Below are 21,894 nucleotides of genomic sequence, written 5' to 3' on the forward strand. Positions count from 1 at the left end.
GCCGATGGCCGTGCAAACCAATGAAAAGGCTCCGCAGTGCGGGGCCTTTTTGTTTGCTCTGCTGTTTTGCATGCTGCCGCTTGGTGTGCAGGCATCCGGCTGTCAGCCGTGCAACGCCGGGCTGCAGCCAGTTGAGCGGGTAATCGATGGCGATACCCTGTTGATGAGATCCGGTGACAAGCTGCGCCTGATCGGTATCAATACCCCGGAGCTGGGCCATTGGGGAAAACCGGGAGAGCCGGGTGGCCAGGCAGCGAAAGCCCTGCTGCAGCGACTTGTCAGGGAGAGCGGCGGACGCCTGGCGCTCTGCCCCGGGGTTGAGAGGCAGGACCGATACGGTCGGCAGCTGGTACATCTATCTAGTAACAATCGACAAAGCATCGCAGCGCAATTATTGCGTCAGGGTGCGGGATGGGCGATCGCCGTACCGCCCAACCTGCTCAACAACCGGTGCTATTTTGCAGCAGAATCCCAGGCCAGGCGTGAGCAGCTCGGGATTTGGAAAAACACTCCAACCTCAGCGAGTGGTCTCAAGGGTGATGAAGCGGGATTTCACCATCTTCGAGGACGAATTACCCGTGTTGGGGAGAGTCGAAGTGCCGTCTGGATGAATCTTGAGGGCGGATTGGCACTGCGCGTCACCCGGAAGGATTGGAAGGCCTTCCAGATCGATGACCCACACGCACTGGTTGGCCGAAATGTAGAAGCCAGAGGCTGGCTCTACAAACGCAAGGGTGAACAGCGTCTGAGGATTCGGCATCCAAGCTCGTTACGCCTGCTGGATTAATCTGAGACATTACACCAGCCCTCTCTCCCATTCATTTTGACTCTTTCATGATCCTGCCCAGCATGTACACTACGCTAAATCAATCGACTAGCAGGAGCATTCATGACCAAGCATATCGGTATTCTGACCTCAGGCGGCGATAGTCCGGGTTTGAACGCGGCGATCCGTGGCGTGGGTAAGGCGGCTCTGGGCGCCTACGATATGGAGGTGATCGGGATCCGTGACGGTTTCCGCGGTCTGGTAGAGAATCGCACCATGCAACTGGAACGGGGTGAACTCTCTGGGATCCTGACCCGGGGCGGTACCATCCTCGGTACCAGCCGGGAAAAACCCCACCGGATGCATTTCAACGGCAAGCGTCAGGATATGACTGATGTGATCGTTGAAAACTATCATGCCCATCATCTGGATGCCCTGGTCTGTATCGGCGGTGGCGGTACCCAGAAGAATGCCCTGCAGCTGGTGGAAAAGGGATTGAATGTCATCACCCTGCCAAAGACCATCGACAACGATGTCGCCCACACCGATACCACCTTCGGATTCGATACGGCGCTTGGCATCGCCACCGATGCCATCGATCGATTGCACAGTACCGCCCATAGCCATCACCGAATCATTGTGGTGGAGATCATGGGGCATCGGGCCGGCTGGCTGGCGCTCGGATCGGGGGTGGCCGGTGGCGCGGATGTGATCCTGCTGCCGGAGATTCCCTACGACATCGAAAGTGTTGCCGAGGCGATCAGAGGTCGTGCCGCCGGCGGTAAGCCGTTCAGTATCGTCGCTGTGGCAGAGGGCGCACTTCCCCGGGGGGTGGCTGAAGAGGTTCAGGGTCTGAGGGAGAGAAAGCAGATGGCTACCGATAAGAAACTGCGCAAACAGCTGAAGACTGAGCTGAGTGAGATGGAATCCCAATACGCCAACCATACCGTAACTCTCTCCCGCCAGTTGGAGGAGCTGACCGGTCTGGAGTCTCGAGTGACGATACTCGGCTATCTGCAACGTGGGGGAACACCCTCCGCCGCCGACCGGTTGCTGGCAACCCGCCTGGGTACCGCCTGTGTCGATCTGATCGCGGAAGAGCGGTATGGAGTGATGGTTGCATCCCGAGGTGACCAGGCGGTTCCAGTACCGCTGGTTGATGTGGCGGGCTACAAAAAGCTGGTGCCCCCGGATCATCCCTGGGTGATCAGTGCCAAAAGGGTGGGTACCACCTTTGGCGATGAGTAGCCACGACAGGCACTAGCTGATCGTCAGACACTTTTAATAGAAGACCCGCATAAAGCCGGTTATTAAGTCAGCGATTTCGCTGATTGAACCGCTGTGTTCTCTTGCCGGCTTGGCTCCCAGATTACACAGAGACGATGCTCCTTCATCTGTCAGATCACCTGATCGTAGTCTCAGTCTCTGTTTTATGCAGTCCTCTAAAACGGCATGAAGTTGCGCATTCCGTTCATCACCGGGCTGACTGTCTGAGACATGTTGCCCACGTCGTGGGTCATCACGCCCACATTGCGGTTCAGATGCCCCATGTTGTTATTCATGCCTTTGACCTGACTGGTCATGGATGACATGTTGCCGTTCAGTTCGGTGATGTTTTTGTTCATGTTGTTGACGCCACTGGACATACTGGAAGTGTCCTGGCCGATGGCGGCGATATGACCCTGAATCTGATGCATATCCGCCGACATGCTGGTCATCGAGCTCTCCATCACATGGACCACATAGAAAAGATAGATCAGGGAGGCGATGGCAATCATCGTACCGGGCAGCGAGAACAGTTTGATTCGCTGGATCTTGTAGGTCTGCTCCTTTTCGATCGCTTCAAGACGCTCCTGCAGCAGCTTCTCACGCTCCTCGGCTTCCTCGTGGGTCTGCTGGAATGCAGTGGTCAGGCGATCGCTGAACTCCTCGATGATCTTCTCATGGTGATCTTCGCGAATCTGGTTGTCTTTGTGGATCTTGTCGAAAACCGACTGCAGGCCCTGCATCAGGCCGGGCAGGACGCGGCTGTCGTTGGCTGACTTGGTGCGCTTGTCCGGGCTGGCGGTTTTACTCGGCTGAGTCGAGGCACTCTTTTTTGCCGTAGTCTTCTTTTTGCTGGTGGCGCTGCTCTTTGCTTTCGGAGCCGCCTTTTTCTTGGTTGTGCTGGTTGCCATGGGTCTACTGCTCATCTGGGTATCAAGGAGGGGGAGGTAGTTAAGTTTATAATAAAAAGCTTATTCGCTTATATGATTTTGATCACGCTTCTGAACATTGTAGAGTTCAGCCGCCGATAGGCGGGATTTTGGCAGGGGGATGCTGATCCGGTTTCCCGGGGTTACTCAGCGAGCAGTAGGTTTAGCGTGTCGACCACCTCCTGGCTGTCCCAGTTGATGGCCCGGTTGGCTGAATAGCGTATCCGACCTTTCCGGTCGATGATGAAAGAGCTGGGGAAACTGAAGACCTGCCAGTTGAGAGAGGTCTGCCCGTTCTGATCCATCAGTACCGGAAAATCGACCGGTATGCGCTGTAGAAAATCGCTCATCTCCTCGGGTGTTTCACGAAAATCGATAGAGATGATCTCTATGTCTCGATCTTTGAACATCGCTTGCAAACGGTTCAGGGAGGGAATCTCCTCAACGCAGGGTGGACACCAGGTAGCCCAGAAATTGATCAATCCCACCCGACCTTGCAATACGCTGCTTTCGAGCCTGTTTCCCTGAATATCCGCCAGATTGAAACTGGGAGCGATAGCAGGATTGTCGAGCTGTACCAATGAGCGGATGACTTGGGTCTCTGTGTCGGTGGCGTGTAATGGCAGTGGTGCTGTCGGTTTGGGGTGGTGATCCATCAATGCAGCAAACTGTTTGATCTGTTGCGGGATGCGTTGTGTGGCCTCGATATCCTTCTGACTCGGCTTGTGCTCTTCGTCATCCATGATGAACCAGTCCCTAACCTCCGGTACCAGATAGAGATAGCTTGGAGAGCCGGATTGCCAGAGTGCGGACAGCACCTCATTCATGCGCAAACGATGGCTGCCCAGGGATGGCTGATAGATCATCAGGGGTGTGTTGGTGGCAGTCAGGATCGGATCGAGTGTCGGTGGCTCACCGGCAATCGGTGCTGGGCCGAACAGATTTGGGTAGAAGAGAACCGCCCCGGCCAAACGGGATTGATCTGCTTCTGATTGCCACTGGCGCACACCTCGCAATAGAGGCAGGGGCATTCGATCATAGGCGGCCAGCACGATCCGCTTGTTACTCTGCTGGTGGGCTGTTGTGAGTATCGCTGCCACACCTGTGCCATTCAAGGTGCGAATCTGTTCACTGGAGCGGGGTAGAAAATAGGCTTCCAGCAAATCAACGCGCCATATCTCGATACCGGCCTTGGCAATATCGTTCAACAAATTCTCGAACAGGGGGCGATGTTCATCGTGATCGACCAGCCAGATCATCAGCAGCTCACCGTCTGCCGGTGTAACCTGGATCGCAATATCGTTGCCCTCAGAGTCCGTCAGGTTGATTTCATTCCCGTAGGCGTTATAACTGAATAGCGTAAGTAGAAGTAAAAGCAGTCTCATGTCGCGGATGGTACCGGTTTTGTTGTGGCCAGTGCCACCCTGACGCTGGCCAATCAGAGGCCTTGAACATTAAAACACACAGTGTAGGTCATCGATCGATCGGCGGTATGCGACTGACCGGTTGCTCAGGGCTTATTCAGATTTCACCTGCAAAATGAATCAATAACGAGGATGGAGTAATGAAACCAAGCATAATCGGAATCTTTCTATACGCTTTTTCTCTGGCTGCTGCTGCTGCCGTGGTGGGTGAGCCGGTGGAGTATCGATTTGGTGGCACCCTGATGAAAGGTTATCTGGCCTACGACGATGCGGTGATGGAGAAACGTCCAGGTATTCTGGTGGTGCACGAGTGGTGGGGTCACAATGAGTATGCCCGTAACCGGGCGAAACAGTTGGCCGGCATGGGGTATACCGCGCTGGCGGTGGATATGTATGGTGACGGTAAACTGGCCAACCACCCAAAGGATGCGGGTAAATTCGCAGGTGAAGTGAAAAAAAATATGGCGGTTGCCACCGAAAGATTCAAGGCGGCCATGTCTCTGTTGCAGAACCATAAAAGCGTCGCTTCTGAGGATATCTCAGCGATCGGATACTGCTTTGGTGGCGGGATTGTCCTGGAGATGGCGCGCCGAGGGCTGGACCTCGATCTGGTGGGCAGTTTTCATGGCAGTTTACCGGCGGTCGAACCGGCTGAGAAGGGTGTGGTCAAAGCCGAGGTGCTGGTATTCAATGGCGCGGACGACCCGTTTGTCAAACAGGAGCATATCGATGCCTTCATGGCGGAAATGGCCCATGCCAATGTGAAACACAGCTTCACTAACTATCCTGGGGCCAAACACTCGTTTACCAATCCTGATGCGGATAAGTTTGGCAAGCAGTTTGAGCTGCCACTGGCTTATGACCAACAGGCAGACCAGCAATCCTGGGCGGCTCTGAGTAAGGCACTGAAGAGCATCTACAAGCGATAGTCGGTAATTTTTGAATCAGCCCTCTTGGAGGGCTGGTCTGAAGAGAGCAGCACGAAATCAGTTGGGATGATTACTCATCATCCCGTTTTGCGCTCAGTCTGATCCGAGGCTCACAGGAAATCTGCAGTGTGATGGGTTGACAACAGACAGTACAGTCTTCGATGTAGCTCTGCTCAGGTATGCTGCGATCAACCAAAGCCTCATTCTTCTCCCCGCAGTAGGGGCAGTGGTATGTTCTGCTTTCGAGCAGGTTCAAAGCTGCCGCGCCTAATCGCCGCAGAGCATCCGCCGGCAAACGCTCTTCGCGCGGTTTTTGGCGTGCGCCTCGATGTACTTTGCGTAGCGTATTTTTGAAGCATCAATGCGGCTCTCCTGCCGCAGTTTATCGAGTAGCGATACGGGCAGATCGCGTAGCCAGTTGGTGATATATCGCTCCCGGCCTCCCTGGATCTCGCAGCGTTCGGCATGAGCCACCTGAATCAGTAGTTTGGTCGAGATCCGCTTGCTATTCGGCTCAACCCAGCGGTTGACCGGTTCATCGACCGAGCAGTAGATTTTCTGACAGTCGTTGAAGCAGCCTTTGCTGATCGCCTGGCTGCGATGAATGGTGATCTTTTCCAGGCTGACCTGGGAGAAAAAGGTGGAGAGTTTGTTGAGGGTGGATTCCGGTATGTTGACGGTTTCCCCAAGCTGAGTTTCGATAGCACGCTCAACCAGCTGATCAAACTGTTGCAACAGACGCTGCCGCTTGTCATTGACTACTGTCTTCTGTTGCAGGGTCGCCGGGCGCTCATGGCGTAAGTCGCGACAGGCCATATACTCAGCACCGGGTGCCTGGTTGAAACGCTCCAGGACCTCAAACCCCAACGGGCACCGGTTGCGCGAGACAAAACAGGGTAAGCGGTTTTTGACCCGGTAGTCGTTGCAAACCGTGACGGCCTTTTGTCGATTGCTTCTTGACTCTTTGTGGCGATCCGCATTGGCTGGCAGGGATACGGCCAGGCCGATGATGATCAAAATGAGTATCCGTCGGTACATGGTTTATGCCGGTGCCATTGATCAGCAGCTCTGTAGTTATGTGGCGTGAAAAAACGATCGCTAAAACCTATTATGACTCTACAAATCGAACTCCGCCATAGCCGATGTGCCAGATGCCGGTTGTTCAGTTCGATGAGGTCTCATGCTCTAGCAGGTGACGCATCTGGTTGAACTGCTGTAACTCATCCTTATCAACCTGAGGATATTGAGGTGCCATGGATTGCAATGTTTTGCGGATAATCTTTGCAACCTGCCAACGCATATAGGGTTTGTTGTCTGCCGGTATGGCATACCAGGGCGCCCAGGGCTTGGATGTGGCGGCCAGGGTCTCATGATAGGCTTTCATGTAGTCGTCCCAATAGGCTCTCTCTTCAACATCCTTAATGGAAAACTTCCAATGTTTGTGCGCCTCGTTGAGGCGGGAGAGAAAGCGCATCCGTTGCTCCTCCTTGCTGACATTGAGCCAGAACTTGAGGATTACCGTGCCGTTCAACGCCAGATGCTGCTCGAATTGGCGGATCGAGGCGAAGCGTTGCTGCCACAGGTCGTTCAGCTCCGGTGGAATATTGATACGTTGGGATTCCAGGTATTCGGGGTGAACCCGAACCACCAGGGTCTCTTCATAGTAGCTTCGATTGAAGATGCCGATGCGTCCCCGTTCGGGCAGTGCGCGGGTGGTGCGCCAGAGAAAATCGTGGTCCAACTCAAGTTTCGACGGCTGTTTGAAGGAGAACACCTGACAGCCGCTGGGATCGACACCGGTCATCACCGCCCGGATTGTGCTGTCCTTGCCCGCCGCATCCATAGCTTGAAAAATGATCAGAAGTGCCCGGCGGTCCTCCGCATAGAGACGGCGTTGCAGGTCATCCAGATAATCGATCTCTTCGGCGAGATTTTTTTTACAACGCTTTTTCCCGGGTACGTCATCCGCTGGCTGGGTGGTCAAATCTTTGATTTTCAAACCACCATCCAGTGGTACCAGATAAGGACTTTCGATTGGGCTGCTCAATGGGATCTCCTGGGGACTGTTAGGGCCTGCGAACAGGCCCTAACGCTAATCAATCAAGAAGTTGTGCCATCCGTTGTCCCATCTCCGCCGGGGAGCGGACAACCTGGGCGCCGGCTGATTCCAGCGCCTCGAATTTAGCATCCGCCGTACCTTTGCCGCCACTGATGATGGCGCCCGCATGACCCATGCGCTTTCCTGGGGGCGCTGTCACGCCGGCTATATAGGCAACAACTGGCTTACTGACATGTTGTTTAATATAGTCTGCAGCTTCCTCTTCCGCAGAACCGCCGATTTCACCTACCATGATGATCCCTTCCGTCTGTTCATCCTCTTCGAACAGCTTCAGGCAGTCGATGAAACTGGTGCCATTGATCGGGTCGCCACCAAGACCCACACAGGTACTCTGGCCAAGTCCTGCCTGAGTGGTCTGATGGACCGCCTCGTAGGTCAGGGTGCCGGAGCGGGACATGACACCGACTCTGCCGGGTTGATGAATCACCCCAGGCATGATGCCGATTTTACAGGCGCCAGGCGTGATGATGCCTGGGCAGTTGGGGCCGATCAAGCGGGCAGGATAGCTTTTGAGTGCCTCTTTGACCTTCAGCATATCGAGAATCGGAATGCCTTCGGTGATACAGGCGATAACCCGGATGCCAGCATCGGCCGCTTCGATGATCGCATCTGCAGCAAAAGGGGGTGGTACATAGATCATGCTGGCGTCTGCACCGGTTTCGGCGACCGCATCGTGGACGGTATCGAATACCGGACGATCCAGATGGCTCTGCCCTCCCTTGCCCGGGGTTACGCCACCGACCAGATTGGTACCGTAGGCGATCGCCTGTTCCGAGTGAAAAGTACCCTGCTTGCCGGTAAAACCCTGGCAGATGACTTTGGTGTTGTTGTCTACAAGAATGCTCATCGTAATCTGATCCTGTCTGGAATGGTTTCAGGCGGCAGCCGCGACGGCCTTTTTGGCAGCCTCGGTGAAGTCATTGGCGGTGATGAAGTCGAGTCCGCTCGCGGCGAGCATCTCCAGGCCCTGGTTGGCGTTGGTGCCTTCCAGTCTGACCACCACGGGAACCTTTACTCCGATACTGCGAGCTGCCGTGATGATCCCTTCTGCGATCAGGTCGCAGCGAACGATGCCGCCGAAGATATTCACCAGGACGGTTTTCACCTTTTCATCTGAGAGGATCAGTTTGAACGCCTCGGTGACACGCTCCGCTGTGGTGCCACCCCCCACATCCAGGAAGTTGGCAGGTTCGCCGCCATGCAGTTTGACCATATCCATGGTTGCCATGGCCAGTCCGGCGCCATTCACCATGCAGCCGATCGTGCCATCCAAGGTGATGTAGTTGAGATCGTGCTGGGCGGCGGCCGCCTCTTTTTCGTCCTCCTGTGAGAGATCCCGCAGGGCCACCAGCTCCTGGTGTCGATAGAGTGCGTTGCTATCGAGGTTGATTTTAGCGTCCAGTGCCATGAGATTACCGTCGCTGGTGATGATCAGTGGGTTGATCTCGATCAGGCTGATATCCTTTTCGATGTAGAGACGGTAGAGCGCCATCATGATCTTCGAGAACTGTTTGATCTGGTCTCCGCTAAGGCCCAGTCCGAAGGCGAGTTTTCGGCACTGGTAGGGCAGCATGCCTGTGGAGGGATTGATCACGGTGGTCAGAATCTTCTCCGGGGTGGTGGCGGCAACCTCTTCGATATTCATACCGCCCGCCTCGGATGCCATGAAGGCGATACGCGAGCGTGAGCGATCGAGCAGCGCACCAAGATAGAGCTCTTTGTCGATATCACTGCCCTGCTCCACGAGAACCGAGTTGACTGGCAGACCCTGAGGGCCGGTCTGGTTGGTAACCAGTGTCATGCCGAGGATCTCTCCAGCTATCTGTTCGACTTCGTCCAGGTTGCGGGCCAGCTTTACGCCGCCGGCTTTTCCGCGCCCACCGGTATGGGCCTGGGCTTTGATGACCCAGAGATTGCCTCCGAGTCCCTGGGCGGCGGCCCGGGCTTCGCTCGGGCTGGATACAGCCTGCCCCTGGGGTACGGGAATGCCATAGCTGGCAAACAGTGATTTGGCTTGGTATTCATGTAGATTCATAGATTCGCCTTGGTGGATGGTCTTGTGGCTCACATTTTCGATTTCAGCGCTAGAATATGGCACCTTTTAAGGTGCCGTTTTAATACTTATGGGCTCATAAGTTTAATTATGGCTTGTGGCGATAAAAATTTATAGTGCTTTGCACAATAAGTGTGGGTTTCGAGTCCTGAGTTGACCTGTTGTATACCGATTAACTATTGATCGTTTAAGGTGCTTGACTCTCTATTTATAGTTTTTAATGCTTTGTTTATCAAGTATTATATATATCTATCCATACTTATATTGAAGGCATATGCTTTAAAATCAGGTGGAAATCGACAAAATTCCATGAAAATGATGACTTTGTCGAATTTTCCGCCATCCCTGGTTTTGCTCCGCTGGTGATAGTTTGTTAGGGTATGCGCCCCTCAAGGTCCACAACGGTGGATTGGCGAGGCCTACTGAACCTGTACTCATTGGCGGCGTGTGATGACTGGAATCGCGGATTGCCAGCTAATAGAGAGCTCGGGTTGGGTGGATGAATTGAGGCCATGAAGTAGATGCTGCCGTCATAATGTTGGATTACTGTTCGGAGCTGTGGATCTGTCCACTGTGGCGTGGCGATTACACTCCCTAGGGTTGAATCCTTCAGCTGATCTTCGGCTTTGAAGTTTAAATTAGTCTAATAAAGCAAAAAAAAATGTTTCCGCCCCCGATAGAAGAAGCTGAGAGGCGTTGGCCGCTTCAGCATGGGGCTTGATACGACCAAGACAATCTCTAGCGAGACTCAGGTTAAACAAGCGACAGATCTGGAGCTGAATATGCCGCAACAGTCACCATTGACTCGAACACCTCTGCACACCGTCGATTTTGACGGAGTCCCGAAACAGCAATTCCGGGTCTATACCGCCAGAGATTTAGACAAGATCAAAGAGTTGCAACAGCTGCCTGAGTCGTTACGTTTCGAAATGAAGGTGGTCTCGGCGGTTTTGCCGTTTCGGGTCAATGCTTATGTGATCGAAGAGCTCATCGACTGGCAGCAAGTACCAAATGATCCAATCTTTCAGCTGACCTTTCCACAAAAGGGCATGCTTTCGGACGTTCACTACAACCGCATGGCAATGGCGATTCGCTCTGACATGGACAAGCAGGCCCTGAAGCTTGTGGCGAATGAGATCCGTCAGGAGTTGAATCCTCATCCTGCCGGCCAGCTTGAGCACAATGTCCCTTCTGACGCGGCTGGTGAGCCGATCCCGGGGCTGCAGCACAAGTATCGTGAAACGGTGCTGTTTTTTCCCAGTCAGGGGCAAACCTGCCACAGTTACTGCAGTTTCTGCTTTCGCTGGGCCCAGTTCGTCGGTGATAAAAATCTTCGCATGGCGACCACCGAAGCCGACAAGCTCTACGGCTATCTTGAAGAGCATCCGGAAGTCACCGATCTGCTGGTCACCGGTGGTGATCCGATGGTGATGAAAAGCCGTCAGTTAAAGACCTATCTGGAGCCTCTGCTGCATCCCCGTTTCAGCCACATTCAAACCGTAAGAATCGGCACCAAGGCATTGACCTTCTGGCCGCAACGATTCATCACCGACGATGATGCGGATGAGTTGGTCGAGCTGCTGCACCATCTGGTACTGGCGGGTAAGCATGTCGCAATCATGGCCCACTACAATCATTGGCGTGAGCTGGATACGGACATCGCCCGTGCCGCGATTCGCCGCTTGCGTGCAACCGGTGCCGAGATTCGAAGTCAGGGTCCCCTGCTGGCCCATATCAATGATAGCGACGATGATTGGGTAAAACTCTGGAACGAACAGATCAAACTCGGGATCATCCCTTACTATCAATTTGTTGAACGGGATACCGGAGCCAGGCGCTATTTTGAGGTGCCTCTCTACAAGGCCTGGAAGATCTACCGACAGGCGATGCAAAAGGTTTCCGGGCTGGGTCGTACGGCACGTGGCCCTAGTATGAGTGCTGATCCAGGCAAGGTGGAGATTCAGGGAATAACCGAGATGAACGGGCAAAAGGTGTTTGTGCTGCGGTTCATCCAGGCCAGGGATCCCTCCTGGGTCCAGCAGCCGTTTTTTGCCAAGTTTGATGAACAGGCGACCTGGTTTGATCAGTTGCAGCCCGCAGACGAACACTCGGCGCGCTTTTTCCGTAAGCCCGCTGTTTAGAAGCGGGCATTCGGTTTTGGGTGCAAACCCAATAGTTATCATTTACATAATCTGATGATGCACGGCCAGCCTTCAAGCTATAATTTGGGGGCTTATAAAATTATTATATGAGGCGTGTGGAGATTTTAATGCAATCTCAATTCTGCATGCAGTAGGCGATAGAAGCTCCTGGCGGGCGTGTGATAGCCCCAGTTACGGACTTGAATCTCCTGCCATCATCAGTCAGGATTACTGCTCCCGCCCTACCATGGGTAGAAAAATTTATAATTAATTCACAGAGTTACATCTGTTTTAGCTGTAACTGGCCTTTTTACTCAAAACGGCATATCGTGGCGTGTATCAGGTTGGTTGCAGTACTTTACGGAGTTCACCATGGCGGATAATGAGAAAACTTATACCTTGACGAATGATGAGACCGGCGTGTCGATCAAATTACCGGTTCGCGAGTCGGTTCAAGGCCCACCTGCAATCGATGTTTCATCGCTCTATAAGGATGCGGGTGTTTTCACCTATGATCCGGGCTTTATGTCGACAGCCAGCTGTAACAGTAAGATCACCTTCATTCAGGGTGAGGTCGGCATACTCGAGTATCGAGGCTATCCCATCGAGCAACTTGCCGATGGTGGCGATTTTCTGGAGACCGCTTATCTGCTGCTCAATGGTGAACTGCCAAATCACCAGGAGCTGGGCGATTTCAACAAGCTGATCAGTCGCCACACCATGCTGAATGAAACGCTGAAGCATTTCTTCGGCGGTTTTCACTATGATGCCCATCCGATGGCGATCATGGTTGGGGTGGTCGGCTCCCTGTCCGCGTTCTATCACGACTCTCTTGATATCAACGACCCTGTTCAGAGGCAGGTTGCGGCACATCGACTGATTGCCAAAATGCCGACCATTGCGGCAGCCAGTTACAAGCACAACATCGGTGAGCCGATCATGTATCCGCGCAATGATCTCTCCTATTGCGCGAATCTGCTGCACATGATGTATGCGACACCCTGCGAAGATTACGAATTGGATCCGATCGCCGAGAAGGCGCTCAACCTGCTGTTCATCCTGCATGCGGATCACGAGCAGAATGCCAGTACCTCAACCGTACGTCTGGCAGGCAGCTCGCTGGCCAATCCGTTTGCCTGTATTGCCGCAGGTATTGCCTCTCTTTGGGGGCCGGCGCATGGTGGCGCCAACGAGGCGGTGCTGGATATGCTGGCGGAGATTGGTGACGTATCGCAAATCGATAAATACATCGCCAAGGCAAAAGACAAGGATGACGGTTTCCGTCTGATGGGATTCGGTCATCGTGTCTACAAGAAGTACGATCCTCGTGCGGGCATTATCAGGGGTGTCTGCCATCAGGTGCTGGAGAGGCTGGCGGATAACAACAACCCGATGTTCGAGTTGGCTCAAAGGCTGGAAGAGATTGCGCTCAATGATGAGTATTTCATCGAACGTAAACTCTATCCGAATGTGGACTTCTATTCAGGCATCATCTACCGGGCATTGGGTATCCCGAACAATATGTTTACCGTGATGTTTGCCATTGCCCGTACCGTCGGCTGGGTTGCCCACTGGATGGAGATGATGGACGATCCCAGGCAGAAGATCGGTCGTCCCCGGCAGATCTACAAAGGTTATCCACGTCGGGACTATGTGCCGATTGATAAGCGCTGATCATTGCTTGTTGGATCGCTCTCGGGATAACGACCAGGTTTGTTTTGCTGCTGGATTCCAGCGGCATTAAAGCCGGCCCTATCCGCGGCTGGTTTCCCCGGTCAGCGGAAAAGCGTCTTCATAATAATCCGATTCCGCAGAGTGTTGCTCATCGAGCAGCGCTCTCAGCTGCTTGATGTTGGCGCTCTGAAAAGGCTTGTGGTCGAAAGGATCCAGTGGGCGTTTACGGTTTTTCCCGCTTGGGAAAACCATCAGCAGGTATTGAATCTCATCCGCGCTAAAGCGAAAACAGGGGATGGTGTCGTGGCTACCGTCACTGAAGCTCAGTTGGCGCTGCTTCTCCTGCCAGGGAATGTGTAAATCGCTCAAAGCGAATAATACCTCTTCAGGTGTATCCGCCTGCAGGTGTAGCTCAATGTGGCTGTTGTCGTCCGCTGTTCCCTGCAATACAGGCCCGACCAGCAGCGGTTGAAACTGCTTCAGCGCCTGCATCGCATCCAGTGCACTTTTCCGTAACTGATTGAGTGCATTGTGTTGTTTGTCACCCAGCACCAAGCGTTGCTGTTCCTTCAGCGCCTGTTCGATCTCATCCCGGCTTGGCATCATTTGTTGCTTGGTGATGCCATGTTTGGCCGCTGCCTTGCGACAGGCGTAAGCCAGGTTATCGGTACGCAGCTCGGTAAGTATTTTTGCCGCTTCATAAGCGATGCGTTTTTGTAATGATCTTTTTCCGCTGCTCATAGAGGTCTTGCTTGCGAGATTGTCTCTACCAGGATTGTGACACTATTTCAGAAGCCTGTTAATGGTTTCATGATAACAGGCTTCGACACGACTAGCTTAGGCCATGGTTTTGACGATAAATTCAATTTCAGTACGATTTTCCTGTTCGTTGTGGCTCGCTGCTCCGCTCCTGGTGTTAAAACGGGTCTTCTATCGCATTGACGTTGCTTTCGTTTTGTCCACGACGTGTTGTGTTGTTGAGGTCGTGTTTCGGTGGCTTGGGCGCTTTGTCCACTTCAAACACTTCAAAGATTGCGTTGGGGTGGCCTACATTGACCGGTTTGCCGGTCTCTGAATCGATGCGCATGGTGAGCATGCCTGGCGGCATGTCGGGTGACTTCTCTTCGATGCCATTGAGTGCCACCTGCATGAAATCGATCCATGCCGGCAGTGCCGCCCGCCCGCCAACCTCACCTCGGCCGAGTGGGGAGACATCATCAAATCCGATCCAGGTGGTGGTGACCAGATAGTGGTTGAAGCCGTTGAACCAGGCATCTTTCTGATCGTTGGTGGTGCCGGTTTTGCCGGCGATGTCTTTGCGGCCGATCACTCTGGCCTTACGGGCCGTGCCCAGCTGAATGACATCCCGCAGCATTGAGTGCATGAGATACTGGTTCTGCTCGGTTATCGCCCGTTTGGCGCAACGGGGGACGACAGGAAGCTCCTCTTCACTCTGCTCAGGCAGAGATGCCAGTGCCTGAAGCTTTTCATTGGCCTCCTCTACCGCCTGTTGCATGGTTTCGTCACAAACCTGCAGTGGATTGGCCTGATAAAGCTCCTCTCCCTTGTCATCACGGATGGTGTCGATGATGTGCGAAGAGACATAGTAGCCGCCGTTGGCCAGCACACTGTAACCTTCAACCATCGCCAGTGGGGTTACCGCGCCACTGCCCAGTGCCAGCGAAAGGTCATAGGGCAGTTGGTTTTTATCGAAGCCGAAGCGGCTGGCATAGTTGACCGCATGTTTGATTCCCATCTTGCGCAACAGGCGAATCGAGACCAGGTTACGGGAGTGGGTCAAGGCGTATCTGAGGCGGGTGGGTCCGAAAAACTTTCCGCTGTAGTTTTCCGGGCGCCAGGTGGCCTCTAGGCCTTCATCATCGAAAACAACCGGCGCGTCATTGATGATGCTGGCCGGATTGTAGCCCGCTTCAAGTGCTGCGGAATAGATAAACGCCTTGAAACCGGAGCCAGGCTGGCGTTTGGCCTGAGTAACCCGGTTGAATTTGCTCAGATAAAAATCGTAACCACCCACCAGAGCCTTGATTGAGCCATCGGAAGGTGATTGTGAGATCAATGCACCGGAGACTTTCGGGATCTGTCCAAGTCGCCAGTAGGCCTCACCCTTTTCATCCTTGTCGCTGTAGAGATAGATCAGATCACCTGGCTTGACGATTTCACTGGCCTGTTTGGGTTCAGGTTGTTTGCGTTCGCTGTCGATGTAGGCGCTGGCCCAGGAGAGGCCTGGCCAGTCGATGGTTAGTTCCTCGCCTTGCCCGGTTAGAACTGTGATCGACTTCTCATCTAAAGCAATTACCATCCCTTTTTTTAGGTCGGCAGCGCTGGGGATGCCGGTTATGATCTCTATCAGTTCCGTCTGGTCAGGCTCTTCGCTGAGTTCATGATGGCCAGCGGGCCCCCGGTATCCATGCCGTTTGTCGTAGGCTTGGACCGCGTTCCGTAAAGCGAGATTTGCTGCTTCCTGAAGGTGGCTTTCAATTGTGGTTGTGATGGTGTAGCCACTGGTATAGGCTTCCTGTCCATAGCGTGAAACTGCTTCAGCCCTTGCCATTTCAGCAACATAGGGAGCTTCGATCTCGCTTGGTGCGGTATGGAGTTCGGCTGTGATCGGGGTTGCTTTGGCAGCATCAAACTCAGCCCGGCTGATCTGGTTCAGCTCCAGCATTCGGCCGAGAACATAGTTTCTGCGGATTAGAGCCCGCTGCGGATTTGAGAGGGGATTTAAGCGTGAAGGCGCCTTGGGCAGACCGGCGATCATGGCGATTTCGGAAAGCTCAAGTTTTTCCACAGGTCGGCCGTAATAGACTAAAGCAGCGGCACCGACTCCGTAGGAACGGTGACCGAGATAGATTTTGTTCAGATAGAGTTCGAGTATTTCCTCTTTGGATAACAAGCGCTCTATCTTGAAGGAGAGAAATATCTCGTTGAGTTTGCGAGTGTAGGTCTTCTCGCTACTGAGGAAAAAGTTCCTCGCGACCTGCATCGTGATGGTACTGCCACCCTGCCGTCTTTCGCCGGTCAGGAGCAGTTGGACGGCTGCACGTATGATGCCGTGATAATCCACACCAGGGTGTTGGAAGAATCGGTCATCTTCAGCGGCCAGAAACGCTTGTATCATGCGAGGTGGAATATCGTCATAGCCAAGGGGCTCACGGCGTTTTTCACCAAACTCGGCGATTAACAGGTGGTCGCTGCTGTAGATACGAAGGGGAACCTGCAGACGCACATCCTTGAGTGTTTCAATGGATGGCAGCTTGGGTTCAAGATACAGATAGGCGCCATAAAGGCCGCAGGCACCTATCACGGATAGGCCGAATAAGAAGTAAACGAGGTATCTTAAGAGTCTGTAGAACGACTTCATGCGCTGGTTCACAGAATTAGTTGATCCGGGGAGACCAGAATGGTCCCATGCAAAGTCCGATAGTCTAGCAAATAAAATGCGAGCTTTTTGAGCTCTTTTGTGAAAAAATGTCTTCACAAAAAAATCATTTGCTGCTATATAGTTACTTACTCTAGTTAAAGAGAATCCTAGTTAAGTTCTGCGGCATAAGGATCGTTTGGGTAAACCGCATGTCACTATTCGGAAGAAAAAAGCCGCCTTTGATAGGCATCGACATAAGCTCTACAGCTGTGAAGCTGTTGGAGTTGTCGCAAGCCACGGGGCGCACCGGTTCGACTTATCGTGTCGAGGCCTATGGCGTGGAGCCGCTCCCCGGGAATGCTGTCGTGGAGAAAAATATTGCTGAAGTCGACGCTGTCGGCGAGGCGATACGCACAGCGGTCAGGCGATCGGGATCCAAGGCCAAGCATGCTGCTGTCGCCGTTTCAGGCTCTGCAGTCATCACTAAGGTGATATCGATGCCGGCCACGCTCTCTGATCAGGAGCTGGAAAGCCAGATTCAGTTGGAAGCCGATCAATACATCCCCTACCCCTTGGAAGAGGTTAACCTTGATTTCGAGGTTATTGGTCCTTCCGAGAAGAACCCGGAGCTGGTGGATGTGCTGTTGGCCGCCTCACGAAGTGAGAACGTCGATGACCGGGTTGAGGCGCTGGATATCGCCGGGCTGACGGCCAACATTGTGGATGTTGAAGCCTACGCCATGGAGAATGCCTGCTCCCAGCTACTCGATCAGTTGCCGGAGCATGGTGAAGACCAGACGATCGCAATTGCGGACATCGGTGCCACCACGACCACACTGAATGTGCTGCATAACAACAAGATCATCTACACCCGTGAACAGAATTTTGGTGGTCGCCAACTGACAGAAGAGATTCAACGTCGCTACGGACTCTCAATCGAAGAGGCCGGCATGGCGAAACGTCAGGGCGGGCTACCCGATAACTATGTGCCTGAAGTGCTTGAGCCGTTCAAGGAGGCGATGGCGCAACAGGTTAGCCGCTCGCTACAGTTCTTCTTCTCTTCCAGTGCCTATAACAGCGTTGACCATATCATCCTGGCCGGCGGCAGTTCATCCATACCGGGCATAGACGATCTGGTGGAGGAGAAATTGGGAACCCCGGCATCGGTGGCAAATCCATTTGCCAACATGTCGGTATCATCCAGGGTTAAACCCCAGGCGTTGAGTGCTGATGCACCTGCACTGATGATTGCCTGCGGTCTCGCACTGAGGAGTTTTGACTGATGGCGCGCATTAACTTACTCCCCTGGCGGGAAGCAGAACGCAAAGAGCGCCAAAAAGAGTTTGGGATGATGGTGCTGGCCGGAGTTCTCTTCTCCGCCCTGGCCGTATACGGCGTCCACAGTATCATCCAGTCTCAAATCGAGGCGCAGAACCAGCGTAACAATTTTCTGAAGCAAGAGATCAAGACGGTTGAGAAGCAGATCAGTGAGATTCGTGACCTGGATAAGACCAAGCAGAATCTGCTGGCCAGAATGAATATCATTCAGGAACTGCAGAGTAGCCGGCCACAGATTGTGCATCTGTTTGATGAGGTCGTGACCACCCTGCCGATGGGGGTCTATCTTGATCAGATTGATCAGACGGCCAACAAAGTGACATTCGAAGGACAGGCTCAGTCCAATGCCCGGGTATCCTCCATGATGCGCAACATCGACAACTCAGAGTGGCTGGAGAATCCAACTCTGGACTTTATTGAGAGCAAAGAGAAGACGGGTACAGGTTACAGCCATTTCAAGCTCACGGTAAAACAGGCCTCCCAGACCGAGGAGGTTGAAGAATGAACTTAGAAGATCTCAATGAATTAGACTTTAGCAATGTCGGCATCTGGCCAACACCGGTCAAAATGGTTGCTGTTGTACTGGTAGCCATTGCTGTGATGGTTGCGGGCTACTATCTGGTTATCGAAGCCCAGCTGACGCAACTGGATACAGTGGAGAGAAAAGAGCTCGATCTGCGTAAAGAGTTCGAACAAAAGCAGGCCAAAGCCTCCAATCTGGATGCCTACCGTCAGCAACTGGAAGAGATGAAGCAATCGTTCGGAACCATGCTTCGTCAGCTGCCGGACAAGACTGAAGTGGCTGAGTTGCTGGTCGATGTATCGCAGACTGGACTGGCCTCGGGCTTGGAGTTTGAACTCTTCAAGCCACAGGAGGAGTTACCGAAAGACTTTTATGCTGAGCTGCCGATCCAGGTTATAGTGAAAGGTGAGTATCATGAATTTGGTAACTTTATCAGTGGGCTTGCCGCATTGCCCCGGATTGTGACAATTCATGATATCAAGATTAAAAGGGGCGATCCCAAATCTTCAGATCCCAAGCTGACACTGGAGGCTACTGCCAAAACCTACCGCTATCTCGATGAAGAGGGAGGAGAGTGAGTGTGAGTATTGTGCAGCATAAATACCGGTTATTGACCGCTCTACTGCCTCTGCTGATCCTTGGTGGGTGCGCCAATCCGAATCTGGCAGAGCTGAGGGGCTACGTGGCTGAAAGAAAGGCTGCGCCACCGGCCCGTATCGAGCCACTTCCGGAGATCAGGCAGATCGAGACATTTCTCTACTCTGCGGCTGGACGACGCAATCCGTTCATCGATATGTCTGGAGAAGAGGCTGAGACCTCCAGTATCTCCGGAAATGGATTAACACCGGATTTCAATCGCCGTAAAGAAGAGCTGGAGAGCTTCCCGCTCGATTCAATTCGAATGGTGGGAACTTTGGAGCAGACTGGCGTCGCTTGGGGGCTGGTCAAAACCAAAGAGGGGACGGTTCACAAGGTGAAGTCTGGCAACTATATGGGCCAGAATCATGGTCGCATCATGCTGATTACAGAAGACAGAATCGAATTGAACGAGATTGTCCAGGATGGTTCTGGTGGTTACATTGAGCGTCAGGCTTCGCTAGCGTTGGCGGAATAGTCAAGAGGAATTCGAGATGAGGGGTTTGCCAATGGCACTCAGACACTGTGGGATGGATCAATCTGGGCTGGTTCGCGCATTAGCGCACAGGTTTTTTGGATTGGCGTTGCTGATGATATTTACGGGTACGCCTCTGGCTGTCATGGCCGGGCCTGCTCTGCAGTCCATAGACTTTTCCGCACTGCCTGGAGACAGGGTTCAAATTGCTTTGGAGATGTCTGGTCCGGCCAGCGAGCCAACCAGCTTTGTGACTGAGAATCCAGCTCGTATCTCCTTTGATTTCTCCGGTGTGAGCAGTTCTCTTGGATATAAAACAAAACTGATCGGTGTCGGACCGGCGCACAGCATCACGGCATTGGAAGCGGGTAACAGAACCCGCTTGGTGATCAACCTGTCATCCATGGTGGGTTATAAGACTGAAGTTGAAGATTCCACAGTTATGATTACCCTGGATGTGAGTAATCAGGGAATTGGCGCCAGCGCCAGTGTTGCCCAACAACCCAATACCACGAGTATGACCTATGAGGAGGCAGAATCCACCTCAACACGTGGTGGCAGTTACGATGTTGCAAATATTGATTTCCGTCGTGGTGAAGCGGGTGAAGGGCGCGTATTGGTTACCCTTGGCAATCCTGCCGTACCGGTTGATGTGCGGGAGCAGGGTGGCAAGATCGTTATGGAGATCTTCAAGGCCACCATTGACAACACCTTGGTGCAATCGCTCGACGTGATGGATTTCGCCACCCCGATCAGCAAAATCGAAACCAAACCTGTGGGTGAGAATATTGTTATAGAAATCAGCCCAACCGGTGAATATGATTATCTCGCTTATCAGGCAAACGAGGTGTTTGCGGTTGAAGTTCGCTCACTCAGCAAGCAGGAAAAAGATGCTTTGCTGAAGGAGCGACTGGTCTTCACCGGTGACAGACTGTCGCTGAACTTTCAGGATATCGAGGTCCGCGCTGTTCTGCAGCTACTGGCTGATTTCACCGGCTTGAATCTTGTCACCAGTGATACTGTGGATGGCCGGATTACACTGCGACTGAAGAACGTACCCTGGGATCAGGCCCTCGACATCATTCTCAAGTCTAAAGGCTTGACCAAGCGCCAGATCGATAACGTGATCATGGTGGCGCCGACAGAAGAGGTAGCCGCGAGAGAGCAGCTGGAGCTTGAGTCCCAGCAGAAGATTGAAGAGTTGGCGCCTTTGAGATCCGATTTTATCCAGGTCAACTACGCCAAGGCCCAGGATCTGGCGGATCTGTTGAAATCTGAAGAAAACCGTCTGCTGTCTGAGCGTGGTAATGTCACGGTGGATGTCAGGACCAACACCCTGTTGATCCAGGACACGGCGGCCAAACTTGAGGATATTCGGCGTCTGCTGCAGAGATTGGATATCCCGGTCAGACAGGTACTCATCGAATCCAGAATCGTCATTGCTAACAATGATTTTGCCAAGGATCTCGGTGTGCGCTTTGGCGCCAATTTCGATGGCTCCTTTGATGATAATTTCACCCTGACAGCCGGTGCCATGCCTGGTCATCTGGATAATTCATTTGGTATTGCCCCTGGTATCGAGAACAATGGGGATAGCAGTACGGATGCAAATCGTGAAGCATTGATGGTCAATCTGCCAGTGAATTCACCATCCGGTGGTCTTAACTTCCTGGTCGGCAAGGTCGGCAGCTATCTGCTGCAGCTTGAGCTTACCGCGATGCAGACCGAAGGCCGGGGTGAACTGATCTCCAGCCCGCGGGTGATTACCTCGGATCAGACCCAGGCATCGATCAAGCAAGGTGTTGAAATTCCCTATCAGGAAGCTACCTCGAGTGGTGCGACCAAGATCTCTTTCAAAGAGGCGCTGTTGAAGCTGGATGTGACCCCCCACATTACCCCGGATGACAGGGTCAGAATGGATCTGATCATCAATAAAGATAATCCGGACTACACCCGCTCGATCCTCGGTGTACCGCCCATCGATACCCGTAAGATTGAAACCACCGTCCTGGTGGACAATGGTGAAACCGTGGTTCTCGGTGGTGTCTTTGAGAGAAACAAAACCAAGGCGACTGAAAAGGTCCCATTCTTTGGCGACATCCCCTATGCGGGTGTGCTGTTCAGACGCAACGAACAAGTTGACGACAACAATGAGCTGCTGATTTTCGTAACCCCGAAAATCCTCAAGGAAACCCTCACCGTTCGTTAACAAGCGAATTCACCCGGATCAAAAGGCGTG

General features: G+C 53.1%; 19 protein-coding genes. 10 read left to right on the forward strand and 9 right to left on the reverse strand.

Translation table 11 applies throughout. The annotated features are described in order from the left end of the window. The first annotated feature begins 4 nt into the window (after window positions 1–4). Complete coding sequence (locus tag AC4IE8_RS10320) at window positions 5–787, forward strand: thermonuclease family protein (RefSeq protein WP_071892824.1); 783 nt, start codon at window positions 5–7, stop codon at window positions 785–787. 102 nt (window positions 788–889) lie between these two features. Further along, window positions 890–2,014, forward strand: coding sequence for a 6-phosphofructokinase (locus AC4IE8_RS10325; RefSeq protein ID WP_068994785.1), 1,125 nt, complete (start codon window positions 890–892; stop codon window positions 2,012–2,014). 194 nt (window positions 2,015–2,208) lie between these two features. On the opposite strand, the gene AC4IE8_RS10330 is transcribed toward AC4IE8_RS10325, so the two are convergent. Then, window positions 2,209–2,958: a hypothetical protein gene (locus AC4IE8_RS10330; RefSeq protein ID WP_490790950.1), complete on the reverse strand. Its 750-nt coding sequence runs from the start codon at window positions 2,956–2,958 to the stop codon at window positions 2,209–2,211. 146 nt (window positions 2,959–3,104) lie between these two features. Beyond that, on the reverse strand, window positions 3,105–4,346 hold the full coding sequence (locus AC4IE8_RS10335) for a TlpA disulfide reductase family protein (protein ID WP_083226217.1): 1,242 nt from the start codon (window positions 4,344–4,346) through the stop codon (window positions 3,105–3,107). Between the two features lie 179 nt (window positions 4,347–4,525). On the opposite strand from AC4IE8_RS10335, the gene AC4IE8_RS10340 reads away from it, so the two are divergent. Then, window positions 4,526–5,314, forward strand: coding sequence for a dienelactone hydrolase family protein (locus AC4IE8_RS10340; RefSeq protein ID WP_490790951.1), 789 nt, complete (start codon window positions 4,526–4,528; stop codon window positions 5,312–5,314). 70 nt (window positions 5,315–5,384) lie between these two features. On the opposite strand, the gene AC4IE8_RS10345 is transcribed toward AC4IE8_RS10340, so the two are convergent. The 5 genes from AC4IE8_RS10345 to sucC all read right to left on the reverse strand — a co-directional run bounded on the left by AC4IE8_RS10345 (window position 5,385) and on the right by sucC (window position 9,468). Next, window positions 5,385–5,609, reverse strand: a complete 225-nt coding sequence (locus tag AC4IE8_RS10345) for a CPXCG motif-containing cysteine-rich protein (protein ID WP_490790952.1) — start codon at window positions 5,607–5,609, stop codon at window positions 5,385–5,387. Next, window positions 5,582–6,352, reverse strand: coding sequence for a hypothetical protein (locus AC4IE8_RS10350; protein ID WP_068994788.1), 771 nt, complete (start codon window positions 6,350–6,352; stop codon window positions 5,582–5,584). The genes AC4IE8_RS10345 and AC4IE8_RS10350 overlap by 28 nt, the downstream gene beginning before the upstream one ends. Window positions 6,353–6,476: 124 nt before the next feature. After that, on the reverse strand, window positions 6,477–7,361 hold the full coding sequence (locus tag AC4IE8_RS10355) for a PPK2 family polyphosphate kinase (protein WP_490790953.1): 885 nt from the start codon (window positions 7,359–7,361) through the stop codon (window positions 6,477–6,479). A gap of 49 nt (window positions 7,362–7,410) precedes the next feature. Beyond that, a complete protein-coding gene (sucD, locus tag AC4IE8_RS10360; protein ID WP_068994789.1) occupies window positions 7,411–8,280 on the reverse strand; it encodes a succinate--CoA ligase subunit alpha in 870 nt (289 codons plus the stop codon). A gap of 27 nt (window positions 8,281–8,307) precedes the next feature. Continuing rightward, window positions 8,308–9,468: an ADP-forming succinate--CoA ligase subunit beta gene (gene sucC / locus AC4IE8_RS10365; protein ID WP_490790954.1), complete on the reverse strand. Its 1,161-nt coding sequence runs from the start codon at window positions 9,466–9,468 to the stop codon at window positions 8,308–8,310. A gap of 800 nt (window positions 9,469–10,268) precedes the next feature. Here sucC and AC4IE8_RS10370 point away from each other — a divergent pair. Then, window positions 10,269–11,627: a KamA family radical SAM protein gene (locus AC4IE8_RS10370; protein WP_068994844.1), complete on the forward strand. Its 1,359-nt coding sequence runs from the start codon at window positions 10,269–10,271 to the stop codon at window positions 11,625–11,627. Between the two features lie 372 nt (window positions 11,628–11,999). Beyond that, window positions 12,000–13,301, forward strand: a complete 1,302-nt coding sequence (locus tag AC4IE8_RS10375) for a citrate synthase (RefSeq protein WP_068994791.1) — start codon at window positions 12,000–12,002, stop codon at window positions 13,299–13,301. Between the two features lie 78 nt (window positions 13,302–13,379). Here the strand turns inward: AC4IE8_RS10375 and AC4IE8_RS10380 are convergent, their stop codons facing one another. Both AC4IE8_RS10380 and AC4IE8_RS10385 read right to left on the reverse strand, forming a co-directional pair. Next, on the reverse strand, window positions 13,380–14,042 hold the full coding sequence (locus AC4IE8_RS10380; RefSeq protein ID WP_068994792.1) for a hypothetical protein: 663 nt from the start codon (window positions 14,040–14,042) through the stop codon (window positions 13,380–13,382). A 175-nt stretch (window positions 14,043–14,217) separates the two neighbouring features. Beyond that, window positions 14,218–16,626, reverse strand: a complete 2,409-nt coding sequence (locus tag AC4IE8_RS10385) for a penicillin-binding protein 1A (protein ID WP_490790955.1) — start codon at window positions 16,624–16,626, stop codon at window positions 14,218–14,220. 266 nt (window positions 16,627–16,892) lie between these two features. Between AC4IE8_RS10385 and AC4IE8_RS10390 the strand changes: the two genes are divergently transcribed. The 5 genes from AC4IE8_RS10390 to AC4IE8_RS10410 are packed head-to-tail and all read left to right on the forward strand — an operon-like array spanning window position 16,893 to window position 21,864. Further along, entirely contained in the window at window positions 16,893–17,966 is a 1,074-nt protein-coding gene (locus AC4IE8_RS10390) for a pilus assembly protein PilM (protein ID WP_068994794.1), read from the forward strand. Then, complete coding sequence (locus AC4IE8_RS10395) at window positions 17,966–18,526, forward strand: PilN domain-containing protein (protein ID WP_068994795.1); 561 nt, start codon at window positions 17,966–17,968, stop codon at window positions 18,524–18,526. The genes AC4IE8_RS10390 and AC4IE8_RS10395 overlap by 1 nt, the downstream gene beginning before the upstream one ends. After that, on the forward strand, window positions 18,523–19,122 hold the full coding sequence (locus AC4IE8_RS10400; protein ID WP_068994796.1) for a type IV pilus inner membrane component PilO: 600 nt from the start codon (window positions 18,523–18,525) through the stop codon (window positions 19,120–19,122). The genes AC4IE8_RS10395 and AC4IE8_RS10400 overlap by 4 nt, the downstream gene beginning before the upstream one ends. A 2-nt stretch (window positions 19,123–19,124) precedes the next feature. Then, window positions 19,125–19,658, forward strand: a complete 534-nt coding sequence (locus AC4IE8_RS10405) for a pilus assembly protein PilP (protein ID WP_490790956.1) — start codon at window positions 19,125–19,127, stop codon at window positions 19,656–19,658. A gap of 31 nt (window positions 19,659–19,689) precedes the next feature. Beyond that, window positions 19,690–21,864, forward strand: coding sequence for a type IV pilus secretin PilQ (locus tag AC4IE8_RS10410; protein WP_490790957.1), 2,175 nt, complete (start codon window positions 19,690–19,692; stop codon window positions 21,862–21,864). The last annotated feature ends 30 nt before the right edge of the window (window positions 21,865–21,894 follow it).

The sequence above is a fragment of the Candidatus Thiodiazotropha sp. AKAK2 genome, from assembly GCF_058244685.1.

What these genes read in the sequence shown, in the direction of transcription:
- AC4IE8_RS10375 (WP_068994791.1), top strand. Translation starts at nt 12,000, where the DNA reads ATGGCGGATAATGAGAAAACTTATACCTTGACGAATGATGAGACCGGC.
- AC4IE8_RS10400 (WP_068994796.1), top strand. Translation starts at nt 18,523, where the DNA reads ATGAACTTAGAAGATCTCAATGAATTAGACTTTAGCAATGTCGGCATC.
- AC4IE8_RS10370 (WP_068994844.1), top strand. Translation starts at nt 10,269, where the DNA reads ATGCCGCAACAGTCACCATTGACTCGAACACCTCTGCACACCGTCGAT.
- sucC (WP_490790954.1), bottom strand. Translation starts at nt 9,468, where the DNA reads ATGAATCTACATGAATACCAAGCCAAATCACTGTTTGCCAGCTATGGC.
- AC4IE8_RS10325 (WP_068994785.1), top strand. Translation starts at nt 890, where the DNA reads ATGACCAAGCATATCGGTATTCTGACCTCAGGCGGCGATAGTCCGGGT.
- AC4IE8_RS10335 (WP_083226217.1), bottom strand. Translation starts at nt 4,346, where the DNA reads ATGAGACTGCTTTTACTTCTACTTACGCTATTCAGTTATAACGCCTAC.
- AC4IE8_RS10340 (WP_490790951.1), top strand. Translation starts at nt 4,526, where the DNA reads ATGAAACCAAGCATAATCGGAATCTTTCTATACGCTTTTTCTCTGGCT.
- sucD (WP_068994789.1), bottom strand. Translation starts at nt 8,280, where the DNA reads ATGAGCATTCTTGTAGACAACAACACCAAAGTCATCTGCCAGGGTTTT.
- AC4IE8_RS10395 (WP_068994795.1), top strand. Translation starts at nt 17,966, where the DNA reads ATGGCGCGCATTAACTTACTCCCCTGGCGGGAAGCAGAACGCAAAGAG.
- AC4IE8_RS10390 (WP_068994794.1), top strand. Translation starts at nt 16,893, where the DNA reads ATGTCACTATTCGGAAGAAAAAAGCCGCCTTTGATAGGCATCGACATA.
- AC4IE8_RS10410 (WP_490790957.1), top strand. Translation starts at nt 19,690, where the DNA reads ATGGCACTCAGACACTGTGGGATGGATCAATCTGGGCTGGTTCGCGCA.
- AC4IE8_RS10380 (WP_068994792.1), bottom strand. Translation starts at nt 14,042, where the DNA reads ATGAGCAGCGGAAAAAGATCATTACAAAAACGCATCGCTTATGAAGCG.
- AC4IE8_RS10350 (WP_068994788.1), bottom strand. Translation starts at nt 6,352, where the DNA reads ATGTACCGACGGATACTCATTTTGATCATCATCGGCCTGGCCGTATCC.
- AC4IE8_RS10320 (WP_071892824.1), top strand. Translation starts at nt 5, where the DNA reads ATGGCCGTGCAAACCAATGAAAAGGCTCCGCAGTGCGGGGCCTTTTTG.
- AC4IE8_RS10330 (WP_490790950.1), bottom strand. Translation starts at nt 2,958, where the DNA reads ATGAGCAGTAGACCCATGGCAACCAGCACAACCAAGAAAAAGGCGGCT.